Genomic DNA, 24,380 nt, shown 5'->3' with positions numbered 1-24,380 from the left:
GTGGGAGGGGCGGAACCTATCGATTCCCCCCTATCTCGATATGAGTGAACAAAACAAAAACAACAATTGAAATGAGATTTATTTCTATTTACTATTCTCTAATATCGCTTGTTTTATGAGCGTGATCATTTTTAGGTGTGGTTATTTTATATGGCCTAAATAGTTATCAAGAGTGTAAATAGTTAGAAGAGTGCTTCCATGTATGTCTGTCTCTGTAATGCAATAAGTGATAAAACCATACGTAACGCTGTTCATCAGCGACATGTTCGTTCTATCAGAGAATTAAGGAATCTTGTTCCTGTAGGAGGTGACTGCGGAAAATGCATACGTCAAGCACGTGAGATAATGAACGAAGAAATTGCTCTGTTGCCTCCAATAAATAATATTGCTTAAAATAAACACAATTTTCTTGCAATTGCTCTGCTAAATTAGTACTACACTTTAGTGACTGGAAGCGGAGGAACACGCTATGAAAGGTGATAAAAAGATAATTGCACATTTGAACAAACTTCTTGGTAACGAGCTTGTCGCCATTAATCAGTATTTTTTACATGCCCGAATGTTCAAAAATTGGGGGTTGATACGTTTAAACGAAGCCGAATATCACGAGTCCATTGATGAAATGAAACACGCAGATAAGTTTATCGAGCGTATTCTCTTTCTGGAAGGTGTGCCAAACTTACAGGACTTGGGCAAACTCAATATCGGTGAAGATGTGGAAGAAATGCTGCAATCTGATCTGGAATTGGAGTTAAGTGGTGCAAAGGATCTTAGAGAAGCAATCGCATACGCTGATTCAGTTCATGATTATGTCAGCCGGGATCTGATGATAGAGATACTTGCCGATGAAGAAAATCACATCGACTGGTTGGAAACTCAACTCGACTTGATCAATAGAATGGGAATTAATCATTATATTCATGCTCAACTCGTTGAAGAATAATATAAATCATATTAACGCCCTATGAAATTTATATAGGGCGTTTTCCTGCCTGATACTTTTTTGAATAGATTTTATCCTTATCTTGCATTGTTAAGAGATTCACGTATAATGCGCGAGCTTACCTACAGCAGTAGGACTGATTTATAATCAGTAATGAGCGGTAAATTACCGCCCATTTAAAATACTCCCGATATGGGGGTTATACATTGAACGATTACACTCCCCCGTCAATCGAAATGGGTGCGAGGAGTAATCATTTACGTTTATAAAATAGTTGGAGCTCTGGTCTCATGCAGAACCAAAGAATCCGTATCCGCCTGAAAGCATTTGATCATCGATTGATCGATCAATCAACTGCGGAAATCGTAGAGACCGCTAAGCGCACTGGTGCGCAGGTGCGTGGTCCGATCCCGCTGCCGACTCGTAAAGAGCGTTTTACCGTTCTGATTTCTCCGCACGTTAACAAAGATGCGCGTGATCAGTACGAAATTCGCACTCACAAGCGTCTGGTTGACATCGTTGAGCCAACCGAGAAAACCGTTGATGCTCTGATGCGTCTGGATCTGGCTGCCGGTGTAGACGTGCAGATCAGCCTGGGTTAATCAGGTCATTGAACGATTGAGAGGTTGAAACAATGATTGGTTTAGTCGGTAAAAAAGTAGGTATGACTCGCATCTTCACTGAAGATGGTGTTTCAATTCCTGTAACTGTTATCGAAATCGAAGATAACCGTGTAACTCAAGTTAAAAACAAAGAGACTGACGGTTATAGTGCAATTCAGGTAACGACTGGTAGCAAAAAAGTTAACCGCGTTAATAAATCTGAAGCAGGTCATTTCGCTAAAGCTGGCGTTGAAGCTGGCCGCATCCTGCGTGAATTCCGTCTGTCAGAAGGCGATGTAGAGTTCACTGTAGGTCAAAGCATTAGCGTTGAAATTTTCGCTGACGTTAAAAAAGTCGACGTTACTGGTACATCTAAAGGTAAAGGTTTCGCGGGTACTGTTAAACGCTGGAACTTCCGTACTCAGGATGCTACCCATGGTAACTCTTTGTCTCACCGTGTTCCGGGTTCTATCGGTCAAAACCAGACTCCGGGCAAGGTATTTAAAGGCAAGAAAATGGCAGGCCAACTGGGTAATGAGCGTGTAACCGTTCAGAGCCTAGATGTAGTACGTGTTGACGCTGAGCGTAACCTGCTGCTGGTCAAAGGTGCTGTTCCAGGTGCAACGAACAGTAACCTGATCGTAAAACCGGCTGTCAAGGCGTAACGTCGAGGAGATAGGAATGGAATTGGTAATGAAAGACGCGCAAAGCGCGCTGACTGTTTCCGAAACTACCTTCGGGCGTGATTTCAATGAAGCGCTTGTGCATCAAGTAGTTGTTGCGTATGCAGCTGGTGCTCGTCAAGGTACTCGTGCTCAGAAAACTCGTGCTGAAGTTTCTGGTTCAGGCAAGAAACCATGGCGTCAGAAAGGTACTGGCCGTGCGCGTTCTGGTTCAATTAAGAGCCCAATTTGGCGCTCTGGTGGTGTAACTTTCGCAGCGAAGCCACAGGACCACAGTCAAAAAGTTAATAAGAAGATGTACCGTGGTGCTCTGAAAAGCATCCTGTCTGAACTGGTACGTCAAGATCGTCTGATCGTTGTTGAGAAGTTTTCTGTTGAAGCACCTAAAACTAAGTTGCTGGTACAGAAACTGAAAGAGATGGCTCTGGAAGACGTGCTGATAGTCACCGGCGAAGTTGATGAGAATCTGTTCTTAGCAGCTCGTAATCTGTACAAGATTGACGTTCGTGATGCAGCAGGTATCGACCCAGTAAGCCTGATCGCCTTCGACAAAGTGGTTATGACTGCTGAAGCTGTGAAGCAAGTTGAGGAGATGCTGGCATGATCCGTGAAGAACGTCTGCTGAAAGTACTGCGCGCGCCGCACGTATCTGAAAAAGCTTCTACAGCGATGGAAAAAAACAATACCATCGTTCTCAAAGTTGCGAAAGACGCGACTAAAGCAGAGATCAAAGCTGCCGTACAGAAACTGTTTGAAGTTGAAGTTGAAGGTGTGAACACTTTGCTGGTTAAAGGTAAAGCTAAACGCCACGGTCAGCGTACTGGTCGTCGTAGCGACTGGAAAAAAGCTTACGTCACCCTGAAAGAAGGCCAGAACTTGGACTTCGTTGGCGGCGCTGAGTAAGTCGGAGGAGTCAAAACAATGGCAATTGTTAAATGTAAACCTACGTCTCCGGGCCGTCGCCACGTTGTTAAAGTGGTTAACCCTGAGCTGCATAAGGGTAAGCCTTATGCTCCGTTGTTAGAAAAAAACAACAAAACTGGTGGTCGTAACAACAATGGTCGTATTACCACTCGTCATATCGGTGGCGGCCATAAGCAACATTATCGTCTGGTTGATTTTAAACGTAACAAAGACGGTATCCCTGCTGTTGTTGAACGTCTGGAATATGATCCAAACCGTTCAGCGAACATCGCACTGGTTCTGTATAAAGACGGTGAGCGTCGTTATATCCTTGCGCCTAAAGGCCTGAAAGCGGGTGATCAAATTCAGTCTGGTTCTGATTCAGCAATCAAGACTGGTAACACTCTGCCAATGCGTAATATCCCGGTTGGTTCTACTGTTCACAACATAGAAATGAAACCAGGTAAAGGTGGTCAGCTGGCTCGTTCAGCAGGTGCTTATGCTCAGATCGTTGCGCGTGATGGTTCTTATGTAACCCTGCGTCTGCGCTCTGGTGAAATGCGTAAAGTACTGTCTGACTGCCGCGCTACTTTAGGTGAAGTTGGTAATGCAGAACACATGCTACGCGTTCTGGGTAAAGCTGGTGCAAGCCGCTGGCGTGGTATCCGTCCTACCGTTCGTGGTACGGCGATGAACCCAGTAGACCATCCACATGGTGGTGGTGAAGGTCGTAACTTTGGTAAACACCCTGTAACTCCATGGGGCATACAGACCAAAGGTAAGAAGACCCGTAGCAACAAACGTACTGATCAATACATCGTACGTCGCCGTTCTAAAAAATAATTAGAGGATAAACCATGCCACGTTCTCTCAAGAAAGGTCCATTTATTGACCTGCACTTGCTGAAGAAGGTAGAGAAAGCGGTGGAAAGCGGAGACAAAAAGCCTATTAAGACTTGGTCCCGTCGTTCAACGATCTTTCCTAACATGATCGGTTTGACCATCGCTGTCCATAATGGTCGTCAGCATGTTCCAGTTTTTGTTTCCGACGAAATGGTTGGTCACAAACTGGGTGAATTCGCGCCGACCCGTACTTATCGCGGCCATGCGGCCGATAAAAAGGCTAAAAAGCGCTAAGGTAGGAGGAAGAGATGGAAACTATCGCTAAACATCGCCACGCTCGTTCTTCTGCTCAGAAGGTTCGTCTTGTGGCTGACCTGATCCGCGGTAAGAAAGTGTCGCAAGCTCTGGAAACTCTGACCTATACCAACAAGAAAGCTGCTGGTTTAGTGAAGAAAGTACTTGAGTCTGCTATTGCTAACGCAGAACACAACGATGGCGCTGACATCGACGATCTGAAAGTTACGAAGATTTTCGTAGACGAAGGCCCAACCATGAAGCGTATTATGCCTCGTGCCAAAGGCCGTGCAGATCGTATCCTGAAGCGCACCAGCCACATTACTGTGGTTGTGTCCGATCGCTGAGACTCTGGAGACTAGCAATGGGTCAGAAAGTACATCCTAATGGTATTCGTCTGGGGATTGTCAAGCCTTGGAACTCTACCTGGTATGCGAATACCAAAGAATTCGCTGACAACCTGGACAGCGACTTTAAAGTTCGCCAGTACTTGAATAAAGAACTGGTTAAAGCATCTATTTCACGTATCGTTATCGAACGTCCTGCGAAAAGCATCCGTGTGACCATTCACACTGCTCGTCCAGGCATTGTAATCGGTAAAAAAGGTGAAGACGTTGAAAAACTGCGTAAGGCTGTAGCGGAGATCGCTGGCGTTCCTGCGCAGATTAATATTGCCGAAGTGCGTAAACCTGAACTGGACGCAAAACTGGTTGCTGACAGCATTAGCTCGCAGTTGGAACGTCGTGTTATGTTCCGCCGTGCTATGAAACGTGCTGTACAGAACGCTATGCGTCTGGGCGCTAAAGGTATCAAAGTGGAAGTCAGTGGCCGTCTGGGCGGTGCTGAAATTGCGCGTACTGAATGGTATCGTGAAGGTCGTGTACCTCTGCACACTCTGCGTGCAGACATCGACTACAATACTTCTGAAGCGCACACCACTTATGGTGTAATCGGCGTTAAGGTATGGATCTTCAAAGGTGAGATCCTGGGTGGTATGGCTGCAGTTGAACAGGCGGAAAAACCGGCTGCTCAACCTAAAAAGCAGCAGCGTAAAGGCCGCAAGTAAGGAGAGTCGCTGATGTTACAACCAAAGCGTACGAAATTCCGTAAAGTGCACAAAGGCCGCAACCGCGGTCTGGCTGCAGGTGCGGATGTTAGCTTCGGCACTTTCGGTCTGAAAGCTGTGGGCCGTGGTCGTCTGACTGCTCGTCAGATTGAAGCGGCACGTCGTGCTATGACCCGTGCAATTAAGCGTCAAGGTAAAATCTGGATCCGTGTGTTCCCAGACAAACCTATCACCGAAAAGCCACTCGAAGTGCGTATGGGTAAAGGTAAAGGTAACGTAGAATACTGGGTTGCCTTGATCCAGCCCGGTAAAGTCCTGTATGAAATGGACGGTGTGCCTGAAGAGCTGGCTCGTGAAGCATTCAAGCTGGCAGCAGCGAAACTGCCTATCAAAACCACCTTTGTAACTAAGACGGTGATGTAATGAAAGCACAAGAGCTGCGTGAAAAAAGCGTTGAAGAGCTGAACACTGAGCTGCTGAACCTGTTACGCGAACAATTTAATTTGCGTATGCAGGCGGCAAGTGGTCAGCTGCAACAGTCTCACCTGTTGAAACAAGTGCGTCGTAATATTGCACGCGTTAAGACTTTACTGACTGAGAAGGCGGGTGCGTAATGACCGATAAAATCCGTACTCTGCAAGGTCGTGTTGTTAGCGACAAAATGGAAAAATCCATTGTTGTTGCTATTGAACGTAAGGTGAAACACCCTCTGTATGGTAAATTCATCAAACGTACGACTAAACTGCACGTACATGACGAGAACAATGAATGTGGAATTGGTGATGTAGTGGAAATCCGCGAAACCCGTCCACTGTCTAAGACTAAATCTTGGACCTTAGTTCGCGTTGTAGAGAAAGCGGTTCTATAATAGATCGCTATCTCGTATGAAATAAACGGCCCAAAAAATAACGGGGCCGTTTATTTTTCTGTCCATCACGATGATGCGGTGTTATAATGCCGCGCCCTCGTAGTATGGGATATTGAAACGGCCTCTTTAAAAATAAAGTGGCTCAGTAGTCGTTGACATTTAGCGGAGCACTAAAATGATCCAAGAACAGACTATGCTGAACGTGGCCGACAACTCCGGTGCACGTCGCGTAATGTGTATCAAGGTTCTAGGTGGCTCGCACCGTCGCTACGCACATGTCGGTGATATCATCAAAATCACTATCAAGGAAGCAATTCCTCGAGGTAAAGTGAAAAAAGGTGATGTCCTGAAAGCGGTAGTGGTGCGCACCAAGAAGGGTGTTCGTCGCCCGGACGGTTCTGTCATTCGCTTCGATAGCAACGCTTGCGTATTGTTAAACAATAATAGTGAGCAGGTTATCGGTACGCGTATTTTTGGGCCGGTAACTCGTGAGCTTCGTAATGAAAAGTTCATGAAAATTATCTCTCTGGCACCTGAAGTACTCTAAGGAGCAGACAATGGCAGCGAAAATCCGTCGTGATGACGAAATTATTGTGTTAACCGGTAAAGATAAAGGTAAGCGCGGTAAAGTAAAACAGGTTCTTTCTTCTGGTAAAGTCCTTGTTGAAGGTATCAATCTGGTTAAAAAACATCAGAAGCCAGTTCCGGCTCTGAACCAACCAGGTGGCATCGTTGAAAAAGAAGCAGCTATCAATGTTTCTAACGTTGCAATCTTCAACACAGCAACTGGCAAGGCTGACCGTGTAGGTTTTAGATTCGAAGACGGAAAAAAAGTACGTTTCTTCAAATCTAACAACGAAATTATCAAGTAATTTGGAGTGTACGATGGCGAAACTGCATGATTACTACAAAGACGAGGTAGTCCAGAAACTGATGACTCAGTTCGATTACCGTTCTGTCATGCAAGTCCCTCGGGTCGAGAAGATCACCCTGAATATGGGTGTTGGTGAAGCGATCGCTGACAAGAAACTGCTGGATAATGCAGCAGCTGACTTGACAGCAATCTCTGGTCAGAAACCATTGATCACCAAAGCACGCAAATCAGTTGCAGGCTTCAAAATCCGTCAGGGCTATCCAATCGGCTGTAAAGTAACCCTGCGTGGCAAACGCATGTGGGAGTTCTTTGAGCGCCTGATTTCTATTGCTGTACCACGTATCCGTGACTTCCGCGGTTTGTCCGCTAAATCATTCGATGGTCGTGGTAACTACAGCATGGGTGTTCGTGAGCAAATCATCTTCCCTGAAATCGATTACGATAAAGTGGATCGTGTACGTGGTTTGGATATTACCATTACCACTACCGCGAAATCTGATGATGAAGGTCGCGCACTATTGGCTGCGTTTAACTTCCCGTTCCGCAAGTAAGGCAGGGTATTCATGGCTAAGCAATCAATGAAAGCACGTGATGTAAAACGTGCGAAATTAGCTGAGAAATTCTTCGCAAAACGCGTTGAACTGAAAGCGATCATCTCTGATGTAAACGCATCTGATGAAGACCGTTGGAATGCTGTTCTCAAGCTGCAAACACTGCCACGTGATTCCAGCCCTTGCCGTCAGCGTAACCGCTGCCGTCAAACTGGGCGTCCGCATGCGTTTTTGCGGAAGTTTGGGTTGAGCCGTATTAAAGTCCGTGAAGCCGCTATGCGCGGTGAAATCCCGGGCCTTAAAAAGGCTAGCTGGTAATTGTCACCAATTGAATCACGGGAGTAAAGACAGATGAGCATGCAAGATCCGATCGCGGATATGCTGACCCGTATCCGTAACGGTCAAGCCGCGAATAAAGTTGCGGTTACCATGCCTTCCTCCAAGCTGAAAGTGGCAATTGCCAAAGTGCTGAAGGAAGAAGGTTACATTGAAGATTTTAAAATCGAAGGCGACACTAAGCCAGACTTGGAATTAACACTGAAGTACTTCCAAGGTAAGGCTGTTGTAGAAAGCATTCAGCGTGTAAGCCGCCCAAGTCTGCGCATCTATAAGAAAAAAGATGAGCTGCCACAAGTTATGGCTGGCTTCGGTATCGCTGTTGTTTCTACCTCTAAAGGTGTAATGACTGATCGTGCAGCTCGCCAAGCTGGTCTGGGTGGCGAGATTCTCTGCTACGTAGCTTAATCGGGAGGAAAGAATGTCTCGTGTTGCAAAAGCACCCGTCGTCATTCCTGCCGGTGTAGAGGTTAAACTCAACGGTCAGGTTATTTCGATTAAGGGTAAAAACGGCGAATTAAGTCGTGAAATCCACAACGCAGTTGAAGTTACACATGCGGATAACCAACTGACTTTCGCTCCACGCGAAGGCTTTGCAGATGCTTGGGCACAGGCGGGTACAACTCGTTCTCTGCTGAATGCGATGGTTATCGGTGTTAACGAAGGCTTCACTAAGAAGCTTCAACTGGTGGGTGTTGGTTACCGTGCAGCAGTTAAAGGCAACGCAGTTAGCTTGTCTTTAGGCTTCTCGCATCCGGTTGAGCATCAACTGCCAGAAGGCATAACTGCGGAATGCCCATCACAAACTGAAATCGTACTGAAAGGTGCTGATAAGCAGGTGATTGGTCAGGTTGCGGCAGATCTGCGTGCCTATCGTCGTCCTGAGCCATACAAAGGCAAGGGTGTTCGTTACGCCGATGAAGTCGTGCGTACCAAAGAGGCTAAGAAGAAGTAAGGTAACACTATGGATAAGAAAGTAGCTCGTATCCGTCGTGCGACCCGCGCACGCCGCAAGCTCCAGGAACTGGGTGCAACTCGCCTGGTGGTACACCGTACCCCTCGCCATATCTATGCGCAGGTTATCGCACCAAATGGTTCTGAAACTCTGGTGGCAGCTTCTACAACAGAAAAAGCTATCAGTGAACAACTGAAATTTACTGGAAACAAAGAAGCCGCAGCATTAGTTGGTAAGATTGTTGCTGAACGTGCTCTGGAAAAAGGTATCAAAGATGTATCTTTTGACCGTTCTGGTTTCCAATATCATGGTAGAGTCCAGGCACTGGCAGATGCTGCCCGTGAAGCTGGCCTTCAGTTCTAAGGTAGAGGTGTAAGATGGCTCACATCGAAAAACAAGCTGGCGAACTGCAGGAAAAGCTGATCGCGGTAAACCGCGTATCTAAAACCGTTAAAGGTGGCCGTATTTTCAGCTTTACAGCACTGACTGTAGTTGGTGATGGTAACGGTCGCGTTGGTTTTGGCTACGGCAAAGCACGCGAAGTTCCGGCAGCGATCCAGAAAGCGATGGAAAAAGCACGTCGCAATATGAAAAACGTCGCACTTAACAGCGGCACTCTGTATCACCCAGTGAAAGGCTCACACACGGGTTCTCGTGTGTTCATGCAGCCTGCTCACGAAGGTACAGGTATCATCGCTGGTGGTGCGATGCGTGCTGTTCTAGAAGTGGCTGGAGTTCGTAACGTACTGGCTAAAACCTACGGTTCCACTAACCCGATCAACGTGGTTCGTGCAACTCTGGATGCTTTAGACAGCATGAAGTCTCCAGAAATGGTCGCAGCTAAGCGTGGCAAATCCGTCGAAGAAATTCTGGGGTAATGACCATGGCTAAGACTATTAAAATCACTCAAGTTCGCAGTTCAATTGGTCGTTTGCCTAAACATAAGGCAACTCTGATCGGTTTAGGTCTGCGTCGCATTGGTCATACTGTTGAACGTGAAGATACACCAGCTGTTCGCGGTATGGTCAATTTGGTTTCCTATATGGTTAAAGTTGAGGAGTAACAGATGCGCTTAAATACTCTGTCTCCGGCTGAAGGTGCCAAGCAGGCTTCTAAACGTGTAGGTCGTGGTATCGGTTCTGGTTTGGGTAAAACCGGCGGTCGTGGTCACAAAGGTCAGAAGTCTCGTTCTGGCGGTGGCGTTCGTCGCGGTTTTGAAGGCGGCCAGATGCCTTTATATCGTCGTCTGCCAAAATTTGGCTTCACTTCACGTAAAGCAATGATCACCGCAGAAATTCGTCTGTCTGATTTTGCTCGTGTTGAAGGCGATGTTATCGATCTGAATGCACTGAAAGCTGCTAACATTATTGGCCCTCAAATTGAATTCGCTAAAGTAATGCTTTCTGGCGAAGTCAATCGCGCAGTAACTGTGCGTGGCTTGCGTGTTACTAAAGGCGCCCGTGCTGCAATTGAAGCTGCTGGCGGTAAAATTGAGGAATAAGTAACAGATGGCTAAACAACCAGGATTAGATTTTCAAAGTGCCAAAGGCGGATTAGGCGAGTTAAAACGCAGACTTTTGTTTGTCATTGGAGCTCTAATTGTTTTCCGTATTGGCTCTTTTATTCCAATCCCTGGTATTGATGCCACTGTGCTTGCCAAATTGCTCGAGCAGCAAAGAGGCACCATCATTGAAATGTTTAACATGTTCTCTGGTGGTGCTTTAAGCCGTGCTTCTATCTTTGCACTGGGTATAATGCCGTATATTTCTGCATCTATTATTATCCAGTTGCTAACTGTGGTTAATCCCCGTTTAGCAGAGATTAAGAAGGAAGGGGAAGCTGGTCGTCGTAAGATCAGTCAGTACACCCGTTATGGCACATTAGTGCTGGCAATATTCCAGTCAATCGGTATTGCAACTGGGTTGCCGAATATGCCTGGAATGCAAGGATTAGTCATTAATCCTGGTTTTGCATTCTATTTCACGGCTGTTGTAAGTCTGGTCACGGGAACCATGTTCTTGATGTGGCTGGGTGAGCAGATTACTGAACGAGGTATCGGTAACGGTATTTCAATCATAATCTTTGCTGGTATCGTTGCAGGTCTACCACCTGCAATTGGTCACACCATCGAGCAAGCTCGGCAAGGCGACCTGCACTTCCTCCTGTTGCTGTTGGTTGCAGTATTAGTGTTTGCCGTGACTTTCTTCGTTGTTTTCATGGAGCGTGGTCAACGTCGTATCGTTGTCAACTATGCTAAACGTCAACAAGGTCGTAAAGTTTTCGCGGCACAAAGCACACATTTACCGTTGAAAGTAAATATGGCTGGGGTTATCCCTGCAATTTTTGCTTCCAGTATTATTTTGTTCCCTGGTACCATAGCTTCTTGGTTTGGTGGTGGAACAGGCTGGAACTGGTTGACAACTATTTCTATGTATTTGCAGCCAGGTCAACCGCTTTATGTGTTATTATACGCATCTGCAATCATCTTCTTCTGTTTCTTCTATACGGCTTTGGTATTCAATCCAAGAGAAACAGCAGATAACCTGAAGAAGTCCGGTGCATTCGTACCAGGAATTCGTCCGGGAGAGCAAACGGCTAAGTACATCGATAAAGTAATGACTCGCCTAACCTTGGTTGGTGCGTTATATATTACTTTTATCTGCTTAATCCCGGAGTTCATGCGTGACGCAATGAAAGTTCCATTCTACTTTGGTGGTACTTCCCTACTGATTGTAGTTGTCGTTATCATGGACTTTATGGCTCAAGTGCAAACTCTGATGATGTCGAGTCAGTATGAGTCTGCATTGAAGAAGGCAAACCTGAAAGGATATAACCGCTAATCGGTTTGCTTGAGAAGTTACGGAGAGTAAAAATGAAAGTTCGTGCTTCCGTCAAGAAATTATGCCGCAACTGCAAAATCGTTAAACGTAACGGTATCGTTCGTGTGATTTGCAGCGCAGAGCCTAAGCACAAACAGCGCCAAGGCTAATTAATCGCATATTTTTCTTGCAAAGTTGGGTTGAGCTGGCTAAATTAGCCAGCCAATCTTTTTATCTGACAGTGACATTATTTGAGTATCCTGAAAACGGGCTTTTCAGAATGATGTCGCGGTGAATAAATATTGTAGGAGTGCATAGTGGCCCGTATAGCAGGCATTAACATTCCTGATCAGAAACATACCGTAATCGCGTTAACCTCGATTTACGGAATCGGTAAAACCCGTTCACAGGCTATCTGTGTAGCAACGGGCATTGCTGAAAATGTTAAGATCAGTGAGCTGTCTGAAGAGCAAATTGACAAGCTGCGTGACGAAGTTGCCAAATACGTTGTAGAAGGTGATTTGCGTCGTGAAGTGACCCTGAGTATCAAACGTCTGATGGACCTTGGTTGCTATCGTGGTCTGCGTCATCGTCGTGGTCTGCCAGTTCGCGGTCAGCGTACTAAGACCAATGCACGTACCCGTAAGGGTCCGCGTAAGCCGATCAAGAAATAATCGGGGTATTGAATAATGGCAAAAGCACCTATTCGTGCACGTAAGCGTGTAAGAAAACAAGTCTCTGACGGTGTGGCTCATATCCATGCTTCTTTCAACAACACCATCGTTACTATTACTGATCGTCAGGGTAACGCTCTGGGTTGGGCAACTGCTGGTGGTTCCGGTTTCCGTGGTTCTCGTAAATCTACTCCGTTCGCGGCTCAGGTTGCAGCAGAACGCTGTGCCGAAGCAGTAAAAGAATACGGAATTAAGAACCTGGAAGTTATGGTTAAAGGACCTGGTCCTGGCCGTGAGTCAACTATCCGTGCATTAAACGCGGCTGGTTTTCGCATCACTAATATTACTGATGTGACTCCGATCCCTCATAACGGTTGTCGTCCACCGAAAAAACGTCGCGTTTAATACGTTTTCGTTTTTAGGATTGTTGGAGAAAGAAAATGGCAAGATATTTGGGTCCTAAGCTCAAGCTGAGCCGTCGCGAGGGTACAGACCTTTTCCTGAAGTCTGGCGTTCGCGCGATTGACACCAAGTGTAAATTAGAACAGGCACCAGGCCAGCACGGCGCACGTAAACCGCGTCTGTCTGACTATGGTGTACAGTTACGTGAAAAACAAAAAGTTCGCCGTACTTACGGTGTTCTGGAACGTCAATTCCGTAACTACTATAAAGAAGCGACTCGTCTGAAAGGCAACACAGGTGAAAACCTGCTGAATTTGCTGGAAAGTCGCTTGGATAACGTCGTTTATCGTATGGGCTTTGGCGCGACTCGTGCTGAATCACGTCAGATGGTAAGCCACAAGGCTATCATGGTAAATGGTCGCGTTGTTAACATCGCTTCTTATCAGGTATCCCCGAATGACGTAGTCAGCGTTCGTGAAAAAGCGAAGAAGCAGGCTCGCATTACAGCAGCCTTAGAGCTGGCTGAGCATCGTGAGAAACCAACTTGGTTGGAAGTTGATGCTGCGAAGATGGAAGGTATGTTCAAGCGTATTCCTGAACGTACTGATCTATCCGCTGACATTAACGAACACCTGATCGTCGAGCTTTACTCTAAGTAAAGCTTAGCACCAAAGAGAGGACACAATGCAGGGTTCTGTGACAGAGTTTCTAAAACCGCGCCTGGTAGATATCGAGCAAGTCAGTTCGACGCACGCCAAGGTGACTCTTGAGCCATTAGAGCGTGGCTTTGGCCATACTCTTGGCAACGCACTGCGCCGTATTCTGCTTTCGTCTATGCCGGGTTGTGCGGTGACTGAGGTTGAGATTGATGGTGTACTGCATGAGTACAGCACCAAAGAAGGTGTACAGGAAGATATCCTGGAGATTCTCCTCAATCTGAAAGGGCTGGCGGTGAAAGTTCAGGGTAAAGATGAAGTTATCCTTACCTTGAATAAATCTGGCACTGGCCCTGTGACTGCAGCCGACATCATCCATGATGGTGATGTCGAAATCGTCAAGCCGCAGCACGTAATCTGCCATCTGACTGATGAAAGCGCTTCCATTAGCATGCGTATTAAAGTTCAGCGCGGTCGTGGTTATGTGCCGGCTTCTGCCCGAATTCATTCGGAAGAAGATGAGCGTCCTATCGGTCGTTTGTTAGTAGATGCTTGCTATAGCCCAGTAGAGCGTATTGCCTACAATGTTGAAGCAGCTCGTGTAGAACAGCGTACTGACTTGGATAAGCTGGTTATCGAGATGGAGACTAACGGTACAATCGATCCTGAAGAAGCGATTCGCCGTGCAGCTACTATTCTGGCCGAACAACTGGAAGCTTTCGTTGACTTACGTGATGTACGTCAACCAGAAGTTAAGGAAGAGAAGCCAGAGTTTGATCCGATCCTGCTGCGCCCTGTTGACGATCTGGAATTGACTGTCCGCTCTGCTAACTGCCTTAAAGCAGAAGCTATCCACTACATCGGTGATCTGGTACAGCGTACCGAGGTTGAGTTACTTAAGACACCTAATCTGGGTAAAAAATCTCTTACTGAGATTAAAGACGTACTGGCTTCGCGTGGTCTTTCTCTGGGCATGCGTCTGGAAAACTGGCCACCAGCAAGTATTGCTGATGAATAACTAGATCACAGGTTAAGGTTTTACTGAGAAGGATAAGGTCATGCGCCATCGTAAGAGTGGTCGTCAATTGAACCGCAACAGCAGCCATCGCCAAGCTATGTTTCGTAACATGGCAGGTTCTTTGGTTCGTCATGAAATCATCAAGACGACTCTGCCTAAAGCGAAAGAACTGCGTCGCGTCGTTGAGCCGCTGATTACTCTTGCCAAGACCGACAGCGTAGCTAATCGTCGTCTGGCATTCGCTCGTACTCGTGATAACGAGATCGTGGCGAAACTGTTTAATGAACTGGGTCCGCGTTTTGCGAGCCGCGCAGGTGGTTACACTCGTATTCTGAAGTGTGGCTTCCGTACGGGTGACAATGCACCGATGGCATACATCGAGCTTGTTGACCGCGCAGCTGAGTCTCAGACAGAAGCAGCATCTGCAGAGTAATCTGTAGAAGCGTAAAAAACCGGGTATTATCCCGGTTTTTTATTGCTTTTTAATATCCTTCCACTAATCACCATCTCGTTTTTCATCAGTTAGTCTGCAAACTTCTCTCGCTCAGGTGATCTCTTAATCTATTCTGGTAGTATTGTTCTTACTTTTTATTTGGAAGGGGTATCTCTTATGTATCGTATTGGTCAGTTGGCTAAATTAGTAAATGTTACACCTGACACTATTCGTTTTTATGAAAAACAGGGATTGATGCTTCATGGAGAAAGAACGGAAGGTGGTTATAGACTTTATACAGAGCAGGATCTACAGAGATTGCGTTTTATCCGTTATGCGAAACAATTGGGCTTTACACTGGAAACGATTGTAGAACTATTGTCTATTCGGGTTGATCCTGAGCATCACACATGCCAAGAATCGAAATATATTGTTGATTCTAGATTGCAGGAAGTTGAAGAAAAATTATTAGAAATGCAAAAAATGCGTGATTCTTTAAAGGTGTTGAGTGATGCGTGCTGCGGTAGTACTCATGTCAGTACCTATTGTTCTATATTGGAAATTTTGGAGGAGGGGGCAAAGAATAAATAATTTTTCTTTATTATTCCAAGTACTAAGAGTACAATCGAACTGTTTTTAACCAGATGACAATTTTAATCAATTAATTATTTTATTAATCAACTATAGTTAGAGGTCATTATGACAACATATCACCATATAAAAGGTATTATCAAAGATAACGCCATAGAAGCTCTATTACACGATCCTTTGTTTAGACAAAGAGTAGAAAAAAATAAAAAAGGAAAAGGAAGCTATAATCGTAAAGAAAAACAAGGTAAAAGTGGTAGTTGGGAGGCCAATGATAATAATTTTTTCAAGTTGTTATCATTGGCCTTCTAACTTCTTAAGTGGACAATATTAGCTTAATAGAGCTGAGATTGATGTTTTTAAAGGAAGAAAGGACTAGGTTGGAAAAGTCTTTCCACTTCAGGAACGAATTTTTTATCAGTGATAAACATGATTACATGATCACCTTGCTGAATGATACTGTAATCATTAGCAATGATGACTTCTTCACTGCGGACAATAGCGCCAATCGTCGTTCCCGGTGGTAGTTTGATATCACCTATCTTACGCCCAACAACTTTTGAAGTATGCTCATCTCCATGAGCTATGGCTTCTATAGCTTCAGCGACTCCCCGTCTTAATGAAAATACACTGACAATATCTGCCTTACGGACATGACCAAGTAGAGCTGATACTGTTGCTTGTTGAGGCGAAATTGCAATATCAATGACCCCGCCTTGTACCAAATCAACATATGCACTGCGTTGAATAAGCACCATTGCTTTTTTGGCTCCCATTCGTTTTGCAAGCATGGCTGACATAATATTGGCTTCATCATCGTTTGTTAATGCGATAAAAACATCAACTTGTTCGATATGTTCTTCAGCTAGTAACTCTTGGTCTGAAGCATCTCCGTAGAACACGATAGTATCGTGTAATAGTTCTGCCAGTTCTGTGGCTCTTTCTTGGTTATGTTCAATCAGTTTGACACTGTAATCTTTCTCAAGCCGCAAGGCTAAACCTGCACCAACATTGCCTCCCCCAACAATCATGATGCGCTTGTATGGTTTTTCAAGCCGTTGTAATTCACTCATTACCGCCCTGATATGCTGTGATGCCGCAACGAAGAATACTTCATCTCCTGCTTCAATAATTGTTGAACCTTGTGGCCTAATAGGGCGATCTTGACGAAATATTGCGGCGACTTTGCTATCGATATGTGGCATATGCTCCCGGAGTGAGGATAAGGCATTACCTACTAGTGAGCCACCATAATAGGCTTTGACTGCAACGATACTGACACGGTCTTCCGCAAAATTAACAACTTGTAGTGCACCTGGGTATTGAATCAATTTATAGATGTAGTCAATGACCAGCTGCTCAGGAGATATTAGATAATCAATAGGAATATCACCAGGTTGAAATAATTTTTCTGATTCCCGGATATACTCTGATGAGCGTATCCTAGCGACCTTATTAGGTGTGTTGAATAGAGAGTAAGCAATTTGACATGCAATCATATTGGTTTCATCTGAATTTGTGACAGCGACCAACATATCAGCATCTTCAGCTCCCGCTTCCCTCAATACTCTGGGATGGGAGCCATGACCATTTACAACTCGGAGATCGAATTTATCTTGCAACTGGCGTAAACGATCTGTATCTGTATCAACGACAGTAATATCATTGTTTTCATCAACCAAATTCTCGGCTAATGTTCCGCCAACTTGGCCTGCACCTAGAATAATTATCTTCATAGCATTCTCTTTTTGATTAGAAGCCGTCTTCCTATTCTTGATATTTTAGCAAAATGACAAAACTCTCCCGTTCAACTGGAACGAGAGAGAGATATTATTGCTTAGTTAGTCGGGCGTAAAAGAAACCGTCACCCCCCTTTGTTTCTGGAATGATTTGTGTTCCGGGTGTTCCCAGAGTGCCTGTTTCTGATAACGTAGCTTCTGTATGACGTTCCAAAAATGCCTTAATTTGCTCACTATTTTCCTGAGGTAAAATTGAGCAGGTTGCATAAACCAGGGTGCCATTTTTCTTTAAGTATGGCCAAATAGCATCAAGGATTTCAGATTGTAAAGTAACTAATTGATCAATATCTTCATTCCGGCGCAGCCATTTTATGTCAGGGTGACGGCGAATAACTCCTGTAGCTGAACATGGCGCATCAAGGAGAATACGATCAAATTGCTCGCCAGAAGCCCACTCATGTGGAAGACGGCCATCACCTGTTTTTACGACAGCATGTAAATTAAGCCGTTGTAAATTCTCTTTCACTCGCTTAATTCTTTGTCCATCAATATCGATGGCTAGTACTTTAGATTTTGGTGCTATTTCAAGTAGGTGAGTGGTTTTTCCACCAGGCGCAGCACAAAGATCCAGTATAGATTCTCCGTTACATGGGCTTAAGAGTTCAGCACATCCTTGAGCAGAGCGATCCTGAATAGTTACCCATCCTTGCTCAAACCCGGGTAGGGCATTTACGGGGCAGGGATTTAGCAGACGAATAGCATAGGGGTGGTTAGTATCGAGTTCTGCTTCGATATTATCGTTTTCTAACAGCGCAAGATATTCGTTAGCTGTATGATGGAGTTGGTTTACCCGTAACCACATAGGTGGTTTTTGATTATTGGCATCCACGATATTTTGCCAATTTTGTGGATAAGCTTTCTGAATACGTTCTAGCAACCATTTGGGATGCAAGTGTTGACTGATATGATTATTTGCTCGTTCGACTAATTCTTGTTGTTGGCGCTGAAATTGGCGAAGTACACCATTGATTAAGCCTTTTAGTTGTGGACGCTTTAAGTTAATTGCACCATTGACGGTTTCGGCAAGTGCCGCATGTGCAGGTATACGTGTATATATAAGTTGATATATCCCAACCATAATCAGGTAGTGGAAAATTCGTTGTTTTCCTTTCAATGGCTTTGCCATTAGTTGACTAATAAACCACTCAAGCTGAGGTAATCCCCTCATAACGCCAAAACAGAGTTCTTGCAGTAACGCTTTATCTTTGTCAGAAACTCTTTGTTGGAGTTCAGGTATAACGGTGCTGAGAGATTGCCCTTGCTCAAGTACTTGAGTGATCGCTTTTGCAGCGATGCTTCGCAGGTTATATGTATTTTTCATGGTATGGTCAAAAAGGCTGACTGTCGTCAGCATCATAAATAGGAAGAAGCCCGTATGCTAAGTGCATACAGGCAAATTAGTATCAGTTGATTTTGCTATTTGGTGTAAACCATTCACGTTTGGAGTTTAAGAGGTCGGTGGCTGACATTGCTTTTTTGCCTGATGGTTGCAACTGGGTAATATTTAATATTCCATCTGCAGTTGCAACTTGAATACCTTTTTTATCTGCGCTGATAATTGTTCCGGGAACTGGGGTAGTTTGCTCTGTGATAACTTCTGCTTGCCAGATCTTAATGGGTTGATCATCGATTAAGAAGAAGCTCATCGGCCAAGGGTTGAAAGCACGAACACAACGCTCAAGTTGTATTGCCGGCAAATTCCAATCCATTCTTGCTTCATCCTTACTCAATTTTTCGGCGTAGGTTGCCAGAGTACTATCCTGAGTTTCAGGCTGACATTTTCCCGATGTGATTAAGTCTAAGGTGTTGAGTAAGGCTTCAGGGCCAATATCGGCAAGTTTTTCGTACAAGCTGGCACTGGTATCTTCATTTGTAATTGGGCAAATAGCTTTCAGCAACATATCACCAGTATCAAGCCCCACGTCCATTTGCATGATCGTTACGCCAGTTTCTTGGTCTCCAGCCCAAATTGAGCGCTGGATAGGTGCTGCTCCACGCCAGCGAGGTAACAAAGAACCGTGAACATTCAGACTTCCAAGACGTGGTATATCCAAAACGGCTTGAGGAAGAATCAAACCATATGCAACAACGATCATAATATCAGCTTGTTGAGCCATGACCCATTGTTGGCTTTCTTCCGTGCGTAAGGTTTTTGGCTGGAAAACAGGAATACCATGTTCTTCAGCCAATACCTTTACAGGGCTTGGTGTCAGTTTTTTACCTCTTCCTGCCGGTTTGTCTGGTCGAGTGAGTACTCCAACAACTTGGTACTGAGAGTTTAATAAAGCAGCCAAATGGCGAGCCGCGAAATCAGGGGTTCCGGCAAAAATAATACGTAAAGAATCAGACACTGTTATTTCCTGTAATGATAAAATTTATTTGCTCTTGGCTCTCAGTCGGTCAATTTTCTCAACTTTCTGACGGATACGCTGGCGTTTCAGTGGCGATAGATAATCGACAAAGAGTTTACCGACCAAGTGATCCATTTCATGTTGAATACAGATTGCCAGTAGGCCATCGGCTTCCAATTCAAACGGCTGACCGTGATAATCTAAGGCCTTAATTTTGACTTGCTCAAAACGTGGTACGAAGCCCCGCTGTTCAGGAACAGATAGACAACCTTCTTCTATCCCTGTTTCACCAGATTCATTGATTAGCTCCGGATTAATAAGCACAAGACGTTGCTCACGATTCTCAGAGACATCAATAACAATAATTCTTTTATGGATATCGACTTGTGTTGCCGCTAAACCAATACCTTCTTCCGCATACATCGTTTCAAACATATCATCGATGATATGTTGGATTTCTGCATCGGCTTTTTCTACTGGCTTTGCAATTGTGCGAAGTCGCTCATCCGGATAATGTAATACTTGTAAAACTGACATATATGTTTAGAACTGCTTCCAAAAAGTGAGTGATAATTGGTGCCTATTCTAGACATTTCCCGTTTAGATTGACAGTATTGAACATAAATTAATCATGCAAGTGTTACTCTCAATCTGGTCAGGATGACGATATGGAAGCGATGGAAATGTGGTTGCGAATGAAAATGGTCTCTCATCTTTCAGCAGCAAAGATGATGCCTATTATGGAGCACTTGTTGCAAACGAAGAATTGTAGCACAGCCTCTCTTAGAGCATGTGGTCTGTCACCGGCACAATGTCTGCAATTTACGAAGGCTAACTCTTCTACGCTTATTTCGGCGCTCAATTGGTTAGAACAACCGAACAATCATTTACTGACTTTCTCTCATCCTGCATATCCTCCTTTATTAAAGCAGATACATTCTCCACCTCTTGTACTTTTTGTCACAGGTGAAGTATCTGCCTTGTCCCAAAAACAAATTTCAATGGTTGGCAGTAGGGCCGCTACTTTCTATGGTGAAAAATGGGGAAAGATATTTGCTGGTGAGTTAGCTAAAAATAATCTGGTAATAACCAGTGGGCTAGCGATTGGTATTGATGGTATCTGTCATCAGGCGGCGCTTGACTCAGGTGGAAAAACTATCGCTGTACTTGGTAGTGGGCTTGAAAATGTCTATCCCAGTAGGCATCAGTCTCTGGCTAGGCGTATTAAAGAAAATGGTGCATTGGTTTCTGAATTTTTTCCTGATACACCACCTAAGGCCAAGAATTTTCCAAGACGAAATCGAATTATTAGTGGATTAAGTCTGGCTCTTCTTATTGTGGAAGCCCATAAAAACAGTGGGTCACTGATTACGGCGCGCTGTGCTCTTGAACAAGGGAGGGATATTTTTGCATTACCAGGCCCATTAGGTAATCCCTCAAACGAAGGGAATCATTGGTTGATCAAGCAGGGTGCTTATTTGGCAACGAATGTGATGGATATAATGGAACATATTAGTGCCTCGTTTCAATGGATTAACATCGAAGAAAAAGGGAACGAAGAGAAGAATGAACAATTTGAACAAACAGAGTTGCCATTTGCGGATGTGCTGGTTAACGTAAGTAATGAAGTTACACCTATTGATGTGATCGCCCAATGTTCTTCCCTTCCTGTTACAGAAGTCATGACCAAATTATTGGAGCTGGAGCTTATGGGAAAAGTTGCCGTTGTTGCTGGTGGGTATGTCCGAACAGATTGAGCTATTTAATTTGCTCTTTTTTCAATGTCATGGTGGATTCTGTAATTCAGTGAGTGAGATATGTCTAAGAGAGTTCCTTTTGTTATAAAAAAAATAGAATACTGCCCTGAGTGTGGTGCTGAGTTAGTCATCCGTAATGGGGCTCATGGGCCATTCTATGCATGTTCCTGCTATCCATCTTGCCAATATCTACGCTCTTTGAAAACGCAGGGAGATGGATACATTGTTAAAGAATTGGATGGCCAAATATGTCCGAAATGTGGTTTCACTCTGGTCTTACGGCAAGGGCGTTATGGCATGTTTATTGGCTGTAGTCATTATCCTGAATGTGAGCACACAGAGTTGATTGATAAACCAGATGATACATCAATTAATTGCCCTCAATGCCAACAAGGAAAATTACTCCAGCGTAAGTCTCGTTTTGGTAAAACATTTCATTCCTGTAGTTGTTATCCTGAGTGTCAGTTTACGCTTAACGGTAAGCCAGTCTCAGGCGAATGTATGTTTTGTCATTATCCATTGTTAATAGAAAAGCGCAGTTCCCAAGGTGTAAAATTATTTTGTGCCAGTAAATTGTGTAGTAAGCAGCAATTCAATGAAATTGAGAAAGAAAATGAGTAACGAAATCTTACCTGTATTTGAAGCAATTATCACGGCTTTAAAAGAAGAAAAAGTCATTGCCTATCCGACGGAAGCTGTTTTTGGATTGGGGTGTGATCCCGATAGCGAAGATGCTGTGCAAGAATTATTAGCCCTGAAAAATCGGTCTTGGGAAAAAGGACTAATCCTTATTGCTGATAATTATGCTCGGCTATGTCCTTATATCGACGATGAGCAGCTGAATGATATACAGAAAGAAACTATGCTTTCATTTTGGCCGGGCCCTGTTACATGGGTAATACCAGCGAAAAAAACGACACCAAAATGGCTAACGGGTAAGTTTTCAACTTTGGCAGTTCGAGTCACGGCTCATCCTTTGGTTCAGCAGCTGTGTTCCTTTTATGAGAAACCGCTTGTTTCAACTAGTGCGAATTTAAGCGGATTAGAACCATGTCGGAGTGTGGAAGAAGTGCGTCAGCAATTTGGAAATCGTGTCCCGATTTTGGAAGGGCAAGTGGAAGGACGTAAGAATCCATCAGAAATCCGGGATGCTTTAACGGGCAAATTATATCGGCAAGGATAGAAAATAATGGATAAATTCGCGGTTTTTGGTAATCCCATCACACATAGTAAATCTCCTTATATTCATCGATTATTTGCCAAGCAGACGGGTGTTGATCATCAATATGGGCGGATACTTGCTTCGATAGAGCATTTTGAACAAACCTTAGATCATTTTTTTGAACAGGGCGGCATAGGTGCGAATATCACCGTTCCTTTCAAAGAAAGAGCCTATCAACGTTCAGATGAATTGACTGAACGTGCAAGGATCAGTGGTGCAGTTAACACATTAAAACGGATCTCTGGCACCCGGCTTCTTGGTGATAATACAGATGGGATAGGGCTATTGGTGGACTTGCAGCGGCTCAATTTCATCTCCCAGAAGCAGGATATTTTGATTATTGGTGCTGGTGGGGCTGCGAAAGGAGTATTGTCTCCTTTATTGTCACTGGGCTGCTCAGTCACTATCACTAACCGTACGTTTGAGCGTGCTCAAATAATCGCGAATAAATTTTCTCTATTGGGTGATGTCCGAGCAATTGAAATGGAAACTCTCATTTCTCCAGACTTTGATATCATCATTAATGCAACAGCTTCAGGTCTTGATGGACAGGTTCCCGTAATATCACCGTTGATTTTCCAAAACAATAGCGTTTGTTACGACATGTATTACCAGCATGGATTAACCCCTTTCCTCAATTTTGCTCGTCAAAATGGTGTTTCACGTTTATCTGATGGTTTAGGGATGTTGGTAGGGCAAGCTGCATATTCTTTTGAATTGTGGCATGGAATATTTCCTGAAATAGAACCTGTTTTAACTGCTTTAAGGCGGGAATTACACGCATGAACCAATCAATTCAATTTCCTGATCGTGAAGAATGGAATGAGCTAGAAAATAAGGTGATATTCCCAGCAATGGTTGATGGTTTGCTGGTGGAATGCATTATTAGTGCTGATGAAATAGCTGTACGTTATGGTAAAGCTCATCACCCACTCGATTTGTTTCGTCAACATCGCTGGGATCTGGAAGAGGTGTTTGAAACGGTTATTTTGAGTGGGCATGATGATCAATTTGGACGTTACTCTTTGCCTTCAGATTGTGCTGATAAATAGTTATCTTTCCAGCGGGAGTAATTATTAGAGGAATAAAGCAGCCCTTCCAATTCTTCAGGTTTGAGTTTTCTCACTTGTTTGGCTGGGCTACCTACGTACAGGTAGCCACTTTCTAATTTTTTTCCTGGGGGAATAAGGCTACCAGCCCCGATGACAACATCGTCTTCGATAATTACCCCATCAAGCAAAATGGAGCCCATTCCGATTAATACTCGGTTTCCAATCTTACATCCATGCAGCATCGCTTTATGACCCACAGTGACATCTTCTCCAATTATCAGTGGGAAACCGTCAGGATTATCAGAGGACTTATGAGTTACGTGTAAAACAGAGCCATCTTGAATATTTGTGCGTGAACCAATTGATACATAATTTACATCCCCTCGGATAACTACAAGGGGCCAGATACTTACATCATCTGCCAATCTGACATCTCCAATCACAATAGAGGAAGGGTCTAAAAGGACTTTTTGACCAACCTTAGGATAGAAATTTAGATATTGGCGTAAAACAATGGACATAAAAACCTCAACAGTAAGGGCGGATAACAATTGATTGAAATGTTATTGAGGAAAAGTTCACCATGCAATGAAAAGATTTGCCTTAATTTTAGCCTGATTGAATGGTTTTTATATCGATGCGGTTGATAAGTGTTCACTTGAAAATAAAATTCAAAAAAACTATTGCCAGTC

The 24,380-nt window shown here is 44.3% G+C and carries 42 protein-coding genes; 37 read left to right on the top strand and 5 right to left on the bottom strand.

What is annotated here, in order from left to right; all coding sequences use genetic code 11:
- Positions 1-198 precede the first annotated feature (198 nt).
- From bfd to H8A87_RS18435, 32 genes are all read left to right on the top strand, one after another.
- Positions 199-393, top strand: a complete 195-nt coding sequence (gene bfd / locus H8A87_RS18590) for a bacterioferritin-associated ferredoxin (RefSeq protein ID WP_198691382.1) — start codon at positions 199-201, stop codon at positions 391-393.
- Between the two features lie 76 nt (positions 394-469).
- A complete protein-coding gene (gene bfr / locus H8A87_RS18585; protein ID WP_198691381.1) occupies positions 470-943 on the top strand; it encodes a bacterioferritin in 474 nt (157 codons plus the stop codon).
- A 290-nt stretch (positions 944-1,233) separates the two neighbouring features.
- Entirely contained in the window at positions 1,234-1,545 is a 312-nt protein-coding gene (rpsJ, locus tag H8A87_RS18580) for a 30S ribosomal protein S10 (RefSeq protein ID WP_001181005.1), read from the top strand.
- Between the two features lie 32 nt (positions 1,546-1,577).
- Positions 1,578-2,210 (top strand): 50S ribosomal protein L3, encoded by a 633-nt coding sequence (gene rplC / locus H8A87_RS18575; RefSeq protein ID WP_198691380.1) that lies wholly within the window; start codon positions 1,578-1,580, stop codon positions 2,208-2,210.
- 16 nt (positions 2,211-2,226) lie between these two features.
- Positions 2,227-2,832, top strand: a complete 606-nt coding sequence (gene rplD / locus H8A87_RS18570; RefSeq protein ID WP_069317336.1) for a 50S ribosomal protein L4 — start codon at positions 2,227-2,229, stop codon at positions 2,830-2,832.
- Positions 2,829-3,131 carry a 50S ribosomal protein L23 gene (gene rplW / locus H8A87_RS18565; protein ID WP_198691379.1) on the top strand — a complete coding sequence of 101 codons (303 nt, stop codon included), beginning with the start codon at positions 2,829-2,831 and terminating at the stop codon, positions 3,129-3,131. The genes rplD and rplW overlap by 4 nt, the downstream gene beginning before the upstream one ends.
- A gap of 18 nt (positions 3,132-3,149) precedes the next feature.
- Positions 3,150-3,974: a 50S ribosomal protein L2 gene (gene rplB / locus H8A87_RS18560; protein WP_198691378.1), complete on the top strand. Its 825-nt coding sequence runs from the start codon at positions 3,150-3,152 to the stop codon at positions 3,972-3,974.
- Positions 3,975-3,988: 14 nt separating this feature from the next.
- Positions 3,989-4,267, top strand: coding sequence for a 30S ribosomal protein S19 (gene rpsS, locus H8A87_RS18555; RefSeq protein ID WP_011148791.1), 279 nt, complete (start codon positions 3,989-3,991; stop codon positions 4,265-4,267).
- 14 nt (positions 4,268-4,281) lie between these two features.
- Positions 4,282-4,614 (top strand): 50S ribosomal protein L22, encoded by a 333-nt coding sequence (rplV, locus tag H8A87_RS18550; protein WP_010847481.1) that lies wholly within the window; start codon positions 4,282-4,284, stop codon positions 4,612-4,614.
- Between the two features lie 17 nt (positions 4,615-4,631).
- Positions 4,632-5,333 carry a 30S ribosomal protein S3 gene (gene rpsC, locus H8A87_RS18545; protein WP_045960143.1) on the top strand — a complete coding sequence of 234 codons (702 nt, stop codon included), beginning with the start codon at positions 4,632-4,634 and terminating at the stop codon, positions 5,331-5,333.
- A gap of 12 nt (positions 5,334-5,345) precedes the next feature.
- Positions 5,346-5,756, top strand: a complete 411-nt coding sequence (gene rplP, locus H8A87_RS18540) for a 50S ribosomal protein L16 (RefSeq protein ID WP_012990491.1) — start codon at positions 5,346-5,348, stop codon at positions 5,754-5,756.
- Entirely contained in the window at positions 5,756-5,947 is a 192-nt protein-coding gene (rpmC, locus tag H8A87_RS18535; RefSeq protein ID WP_010847484.1) for a 50S ribosomal protein L29, read from the top strand. Before rplP ends, rpmC begins: the two co-directional genes overlap by 1 nt.
- On the top strand, positions 5,947-6,201 hold the full coding sequence (gene rpsQ, locus H8A87_RS18530; RefSeq protein ID WP_010847485.1) for a 30S ribosomal protein S17: 255 nt from the start codon (positions 5,947-5,949) through the stop codon (positions 6,199-6,201). The genes rpmC and rpsQ overlap by 1 nt, the downstream gene beginning before the upstream one ends.
- Before the next feature lie 175 nt (positions 6,202-6,376).
- Positions 6,377-6,748: a 50S ribosomal protein L14 gene (rplN, locus tag H8A87_RS18525; protein WP_010847486.1), complete on the top strand. Its 372-nt coding sequence runs from the start codon at positions 6,377-6,379 to the stop codon at positions 6,746-6,748.
- 10 nt (positions 6,749-6,758) lie between these two features.
- Entirely contained in the window at positions 6,759-7,073 is a 315-nt protein-coding gene (rplX, locus tag H8A87_RS18520; RefSeq protein ID WP_198691377.1) for a 50S ribosomal protein L24, read from the top strand.
- Positions 7,074-7,086: 13 nt separating this feature from the next.
- Positions 7,087-7,626, top strand: coding sequence for a 50S ribosomal protein L5 (gene rplE / locus H8A87_RS18515; protein WP_198691376.1), 540 nt, complete (start codon positions 7,087-7,089; stop codon positions 7,624-7,626).
- Positions 7,627-7,638: 12 nt separating this feature from the next.
- A complete protein-coding gene (rpsN, locus tag H8A87_RS18510) occupies positions 7,639-7,944 on the top strand; it encodes a 30S ribosomal protein S14 (RefSeq protein ID WP_010847489.1) in 306 nt (101 codons plus the stop codon).
- Positions 7,945-7,977: 33 nt separating this feature from the next.
- Complete coding sequence (rpsH, locus tag H8A87_RS18505) at positions 7,978-8,370, top strand: 30S ribosomal protein S8 (protein ID WP_198691375.1); 393 nt, start codon at positions 7,978-7,980, stop codon at positions 8,368-8,370.
- A 13-nt stretch (positions 8,371-8,383) separates the two neighbouring features.
- Positions 8,384-8,917, top strand: coding sequence for a 50S ribosomal protein L6 (rplF, locus tag H8A87_RS18500; RefSeq protein ID WP_198691374.1), 534 nt, complete (start codon positions 8,384-8,386; stop codon positions 8,915-8,917).
- 9 nt (positions 8,918-8,926) lie between these two features.
- The gene (gene rplR, locus H8A87_RS18495; RefSeq protein ID WP_198691373.1) at positions 8,927-9,280 is read left to right on the top strand and encodes a 50S ribosomal protein L18; all 354 of its coding nucleotides are present in this window, start codon (positions 8,927-8,929) and stop codon (positions 9,278-9,280) included.
- Between the two features lie 14 nt (positions 9,281-9,294).
- Complete coding sequence (rpsE, locus tag H8A87_RS18490) at positions 9,295-9,795, top strand: 30S ribosomal protein S5 (protein WP_047771698.1); 501 nt, start codon at positions 9,295-9,297, stop codon at positions 9,793-9,795.
- 5 nt (positions 9,796-9,800) lie between these two features.
- Entirely contained in the window at positions 9,801-9,980 is a 180-nt protein-coding gene (gene rpmD, locus H8A87_RS18485) for a 50S ribosomal protein L30 (RefSeq protein WP_004926432.1), read from the top strand.
- A gap of 3 nt (positions 9,981-9,983) precedes the next feature.
- Positions 9,984-10,418 (top strand): 50S ribosomal protein L15, encoded by a 435-nt coding sequence (gene rplO, locus H8A87_RS18480; protein ID WP_198691372.1) that lies wholly within the window; start codon positions 9,984-9,986, stop codon positions 10,416-10,418.
- A gap of 7 nt (positions 10,419-10,425) precedes the next feature.
- Positions 10,426-11,757 carry a preprotein translocase subunit SecY gene (gene secY / locus H8A87_RS18475; protein WP_086113931.1) on the top strand — a complete coding sequence of 444 codons (1,332 nt, stop codon included), beginning with the start codon at positions 10,426-10,428 and terminating at the stop codon, positions 11,755-11,757.
- A gap of 32 nt (positions 11,758-11,789) precedes the next feature.
- A complete protein-coding gene (rpmJ, locus tag H8A87_RS18470) occupies positions 11,790-11,906 on the top strand; it encodes a 50S ribosomal protein L36 (RefSeq protein ID WP_012768118.1) in 117 nt (38 codons plus the stop codon).
- A 147-nt stretch (positions 11,907-12,053) separates the two neighbouring features.
- On the top strand, positions 12,054-12,410 hold the full coding sequence (rpsM, locus tag H8A87_RS18465) for a 30S ribosomal protein S13 (protein ID WP_198691371.1): 357 nt from the start codon (positions 12,054-12,056) through the stop codon (positions 12,408-12,410).
- Positions 12,411-12,425: 15 nt separating this feature from the next.
- Positions 12,426-12,815 (top strand): 30S ribosomal protein S11, encoded by a 390-nt coding sequence (gene rpsK, locus H8A87_RS18460; protein ID WP_002919257.1) that lies wholly within the window; start codon positions 12,426-12,428, stop codon positions 12,813-12,815.
- A 35-nt stretch (positions 12,816-12,850) separates the two neighbouring features.
- A complete protein-coding gene (gene rpsD, locus H8A87_RS18455; protein ID WP_198691370.1) occupies positions 12,851-13,471 on the top strand; it encodes a 30S ribosomal protein S4 in 621 nt (206 codons plus the stop codon).
- Between the two features lie 25 nt (positions 13,472-13,496).
- Positions 13,497-14,486, top strand: coding sequence for a DNA-directed RNA polymerase subunit alpha (locus H8A87_RS18450; RefSeq protein ID WP_198691369.1), 990 nt, complete (start codon positions 13,497-13,499; stop codon positions 14,484-14,486).
- Between the two features lie 40 nt (positions 14,487-14,526).
- On the top strand, positions 14,527-14,919 hold the full coding sequence (rplQ, locus tag H8A87_RS18445; RefSeq protein WP_045968068.1) for a 50S ribosomal protein L17: 393 nt from the start codon (positions 14,527-14,529) through the stop codon (positions 14,917-14,919).
- A 177-nt stretch (positions 14,920-15,096) separates the two neighbouring features.
- Positions 15,097-15,510 carry a Zn(2+)-responsive transcriptional regulator gene (gene zntR, locus H8A87_RS18440; protein WP_198691368.1) on the top strand — a complete coding sequence of 138 codons (414 nt, stop codon included), beginning with the start codon at positions 15,097-15,099 and terminating at the stop codon, positions 15,508-15,510.
- A gap of 108 nt (positions 15,511-15,618) precedes the next feature.
- Entirely contained in the window at positions 15,619-15,819 is a 201-nt protein-coding gene (locus H8A87_RS18435; RefSeq protein WP_198691367.1) for an alternative ribosome-rescue factor A, read from the top strand.
- A 47-nt stretch (positions 15,820-15,866) separates the two neighbouring features.
- Here H8A87_RS18435 and trkA read toward each other — a convergent pair whose 3' ends face one another.
- The 4 genes from trkA to def all read right to left on the bottom strand — a co-directional run bounded on the left by trkA (position 15,867) and on the right by def (position 20,194).
- The gene (gene trkA / locus H8A87_RS18430) at positions 15,867-17,243 is read right to left on the bottom strand and encodes a Trk system potassium transporter TrkA (RefSeq protein ID WP_198691366.1); all 1,377 of its coding nucleotides are present in this window, start codon (positions 17,241-17,243) and stop codon (positions 15,867-15,869) included.
- Positions 17,244-17,337: 94 nt separating this feature from the next.
- Positions 17,338-18,627 carry a 16S rRNA (cytosine(967)-C(5))-methyltransferase RsmB gene (rsmB, locus tag H8A87_RS18425; protein ID WP_198691384.1) on the bottom strand — a complete coding sequence of 430 codons (1,290 nt, stop codon included), beginning with the start codon at positions 18,625-18,627 and terminating at the stop codon, positions 17,338-17,340.
- A gap of 82 nt (positions 18,628-18,709) precedes the next feature.
- Positions 18,710-19,657 carry a methionyl-tRNA formyltransferase gene (gene fmt, locus H8A87_RS18420; RefSeq protein WP_198691365.1) on the bottom strand — a complete coding sequence of 316 codons (948 nt, stop codon included), beginning with the start codon at positions 19,655-19,657 and terminating at the stop codon, positions 18,710-18,712.
- Positions 19,658-19,681: 24 nt separating this feature from the next.
- Positions 19,682-20,194: a peptide deformylase gene (gene def / locus H8A87_RS18415; protein WP_198691364.1), complete on the bottom strand. Its 513-nt coding sequence runs from the start codon at positions 20,192-20,194 to the stop codon at positions 19,682-19,684.
- A gap of 131 nt (positions 20,195-20,325) precedes the next feature.
- On the opposite strand from def, the gene dprA reads away from it, so the two are divergent.
- Genes dprA through H8A87_RS18390 form a run of 5 tightly spaced genes read left to right on the top strand, consistent with a single transcriptional unit; the run spans position 20,326 to position 23,688 of the window.
- Positions 20,326-21,414 (top strand): DNA-protecting protein DprA, encoded by a 1,089-nt coding sequence (gene dprA, locus H8A87_RS18410; protein ID WP_198691363.1) that lies wholly within the window; start codon positions 20,326-20,328, stop codon positions 21,412-21,414.
- Between the two features lie 60 nt (positions 21,415-21,474).
- Complete coding sequence (locus H8A87_RS18405) at positions 21,475-22,035, top strand: DNA topoisomerase family protein (RefSeq protein WP_198691362.1); 561 nt, start codon at positions 21,475-21,477, stop codon at positions 22,033-22,035.
- Positions 22,028-22,597, top strand: coding sequence for an L-threonylcarbamoyladenylate synthase type 1 TsaC (tsaC, locus tag H8A87_RS18400; protein WP_198691383.1), 570 nt, complete (start codon positions 22,028-22,030; stop codon positions 22,595-22,597). The genes H8A87_RS18405 and tsaC overlap by 8 nt, the downstream gene beginning before the upstream one ends.
- A gap of 6 nt (positions 22,598-22,603) precedes the next feature.
- Positions 22,604-23,422 (top strand): shikimate dehydrogenase, encoded by an 819-nt coding sequence (aroE, locus tag H8A87_RS18395; RefSeq protein ID WP_198691361.1) that lies wholly within the window; start codon positions 22,604-22,606, stop codon positions 23,420-23,422.
- Positions 23,419-23,688 (top strand): DUF1488 family protein, encoded by a 270-nt coding sequence (locus H8A87_RS18390; protein ID WP_198691360.1) that lies wholly within the window; start codon positions 23,419-23,421, stop codon positions 23,686-23,688. Before aroE ends, H8A87_RS18390 begins: the two co-directional genes overlap by 4 nt.
- On the opposite strand, the gene H8A87_RS18385 is transcribed toward H8A87_RS18390, so the two are convergent.
- Positions 23,655-24,209, bottom strand: a complete 555-nt coding sequence (locus H8A87_RS18385; protein WP_198691359.1) for a gamma carbonic anhydrase family protein — start codon at positions 24,207-24,209, stop codon at positions 23,655-23,657. The genes H8A87_RS18390 and H8A87_RS18385 overlap by 34 nt on opposite strands.
- Positions 24,210-24,380: the final 171 nt, after the last annotated feature.

Origin of the sequence: Xenorhabdus lircayensis, assembly GCF_016306625.1 — a bacterium.
Taxonomy (GTDB): Bacteria; Pseudomonadota; Gammaproteobacteria; order Enterobacterales; family Enterobacteriaceae; genus Xenorhabdus; species Xenorhabdus lircayensis.
This window is presented reverse-complemented; position numbering and strand designations above follow the sequence as displayed.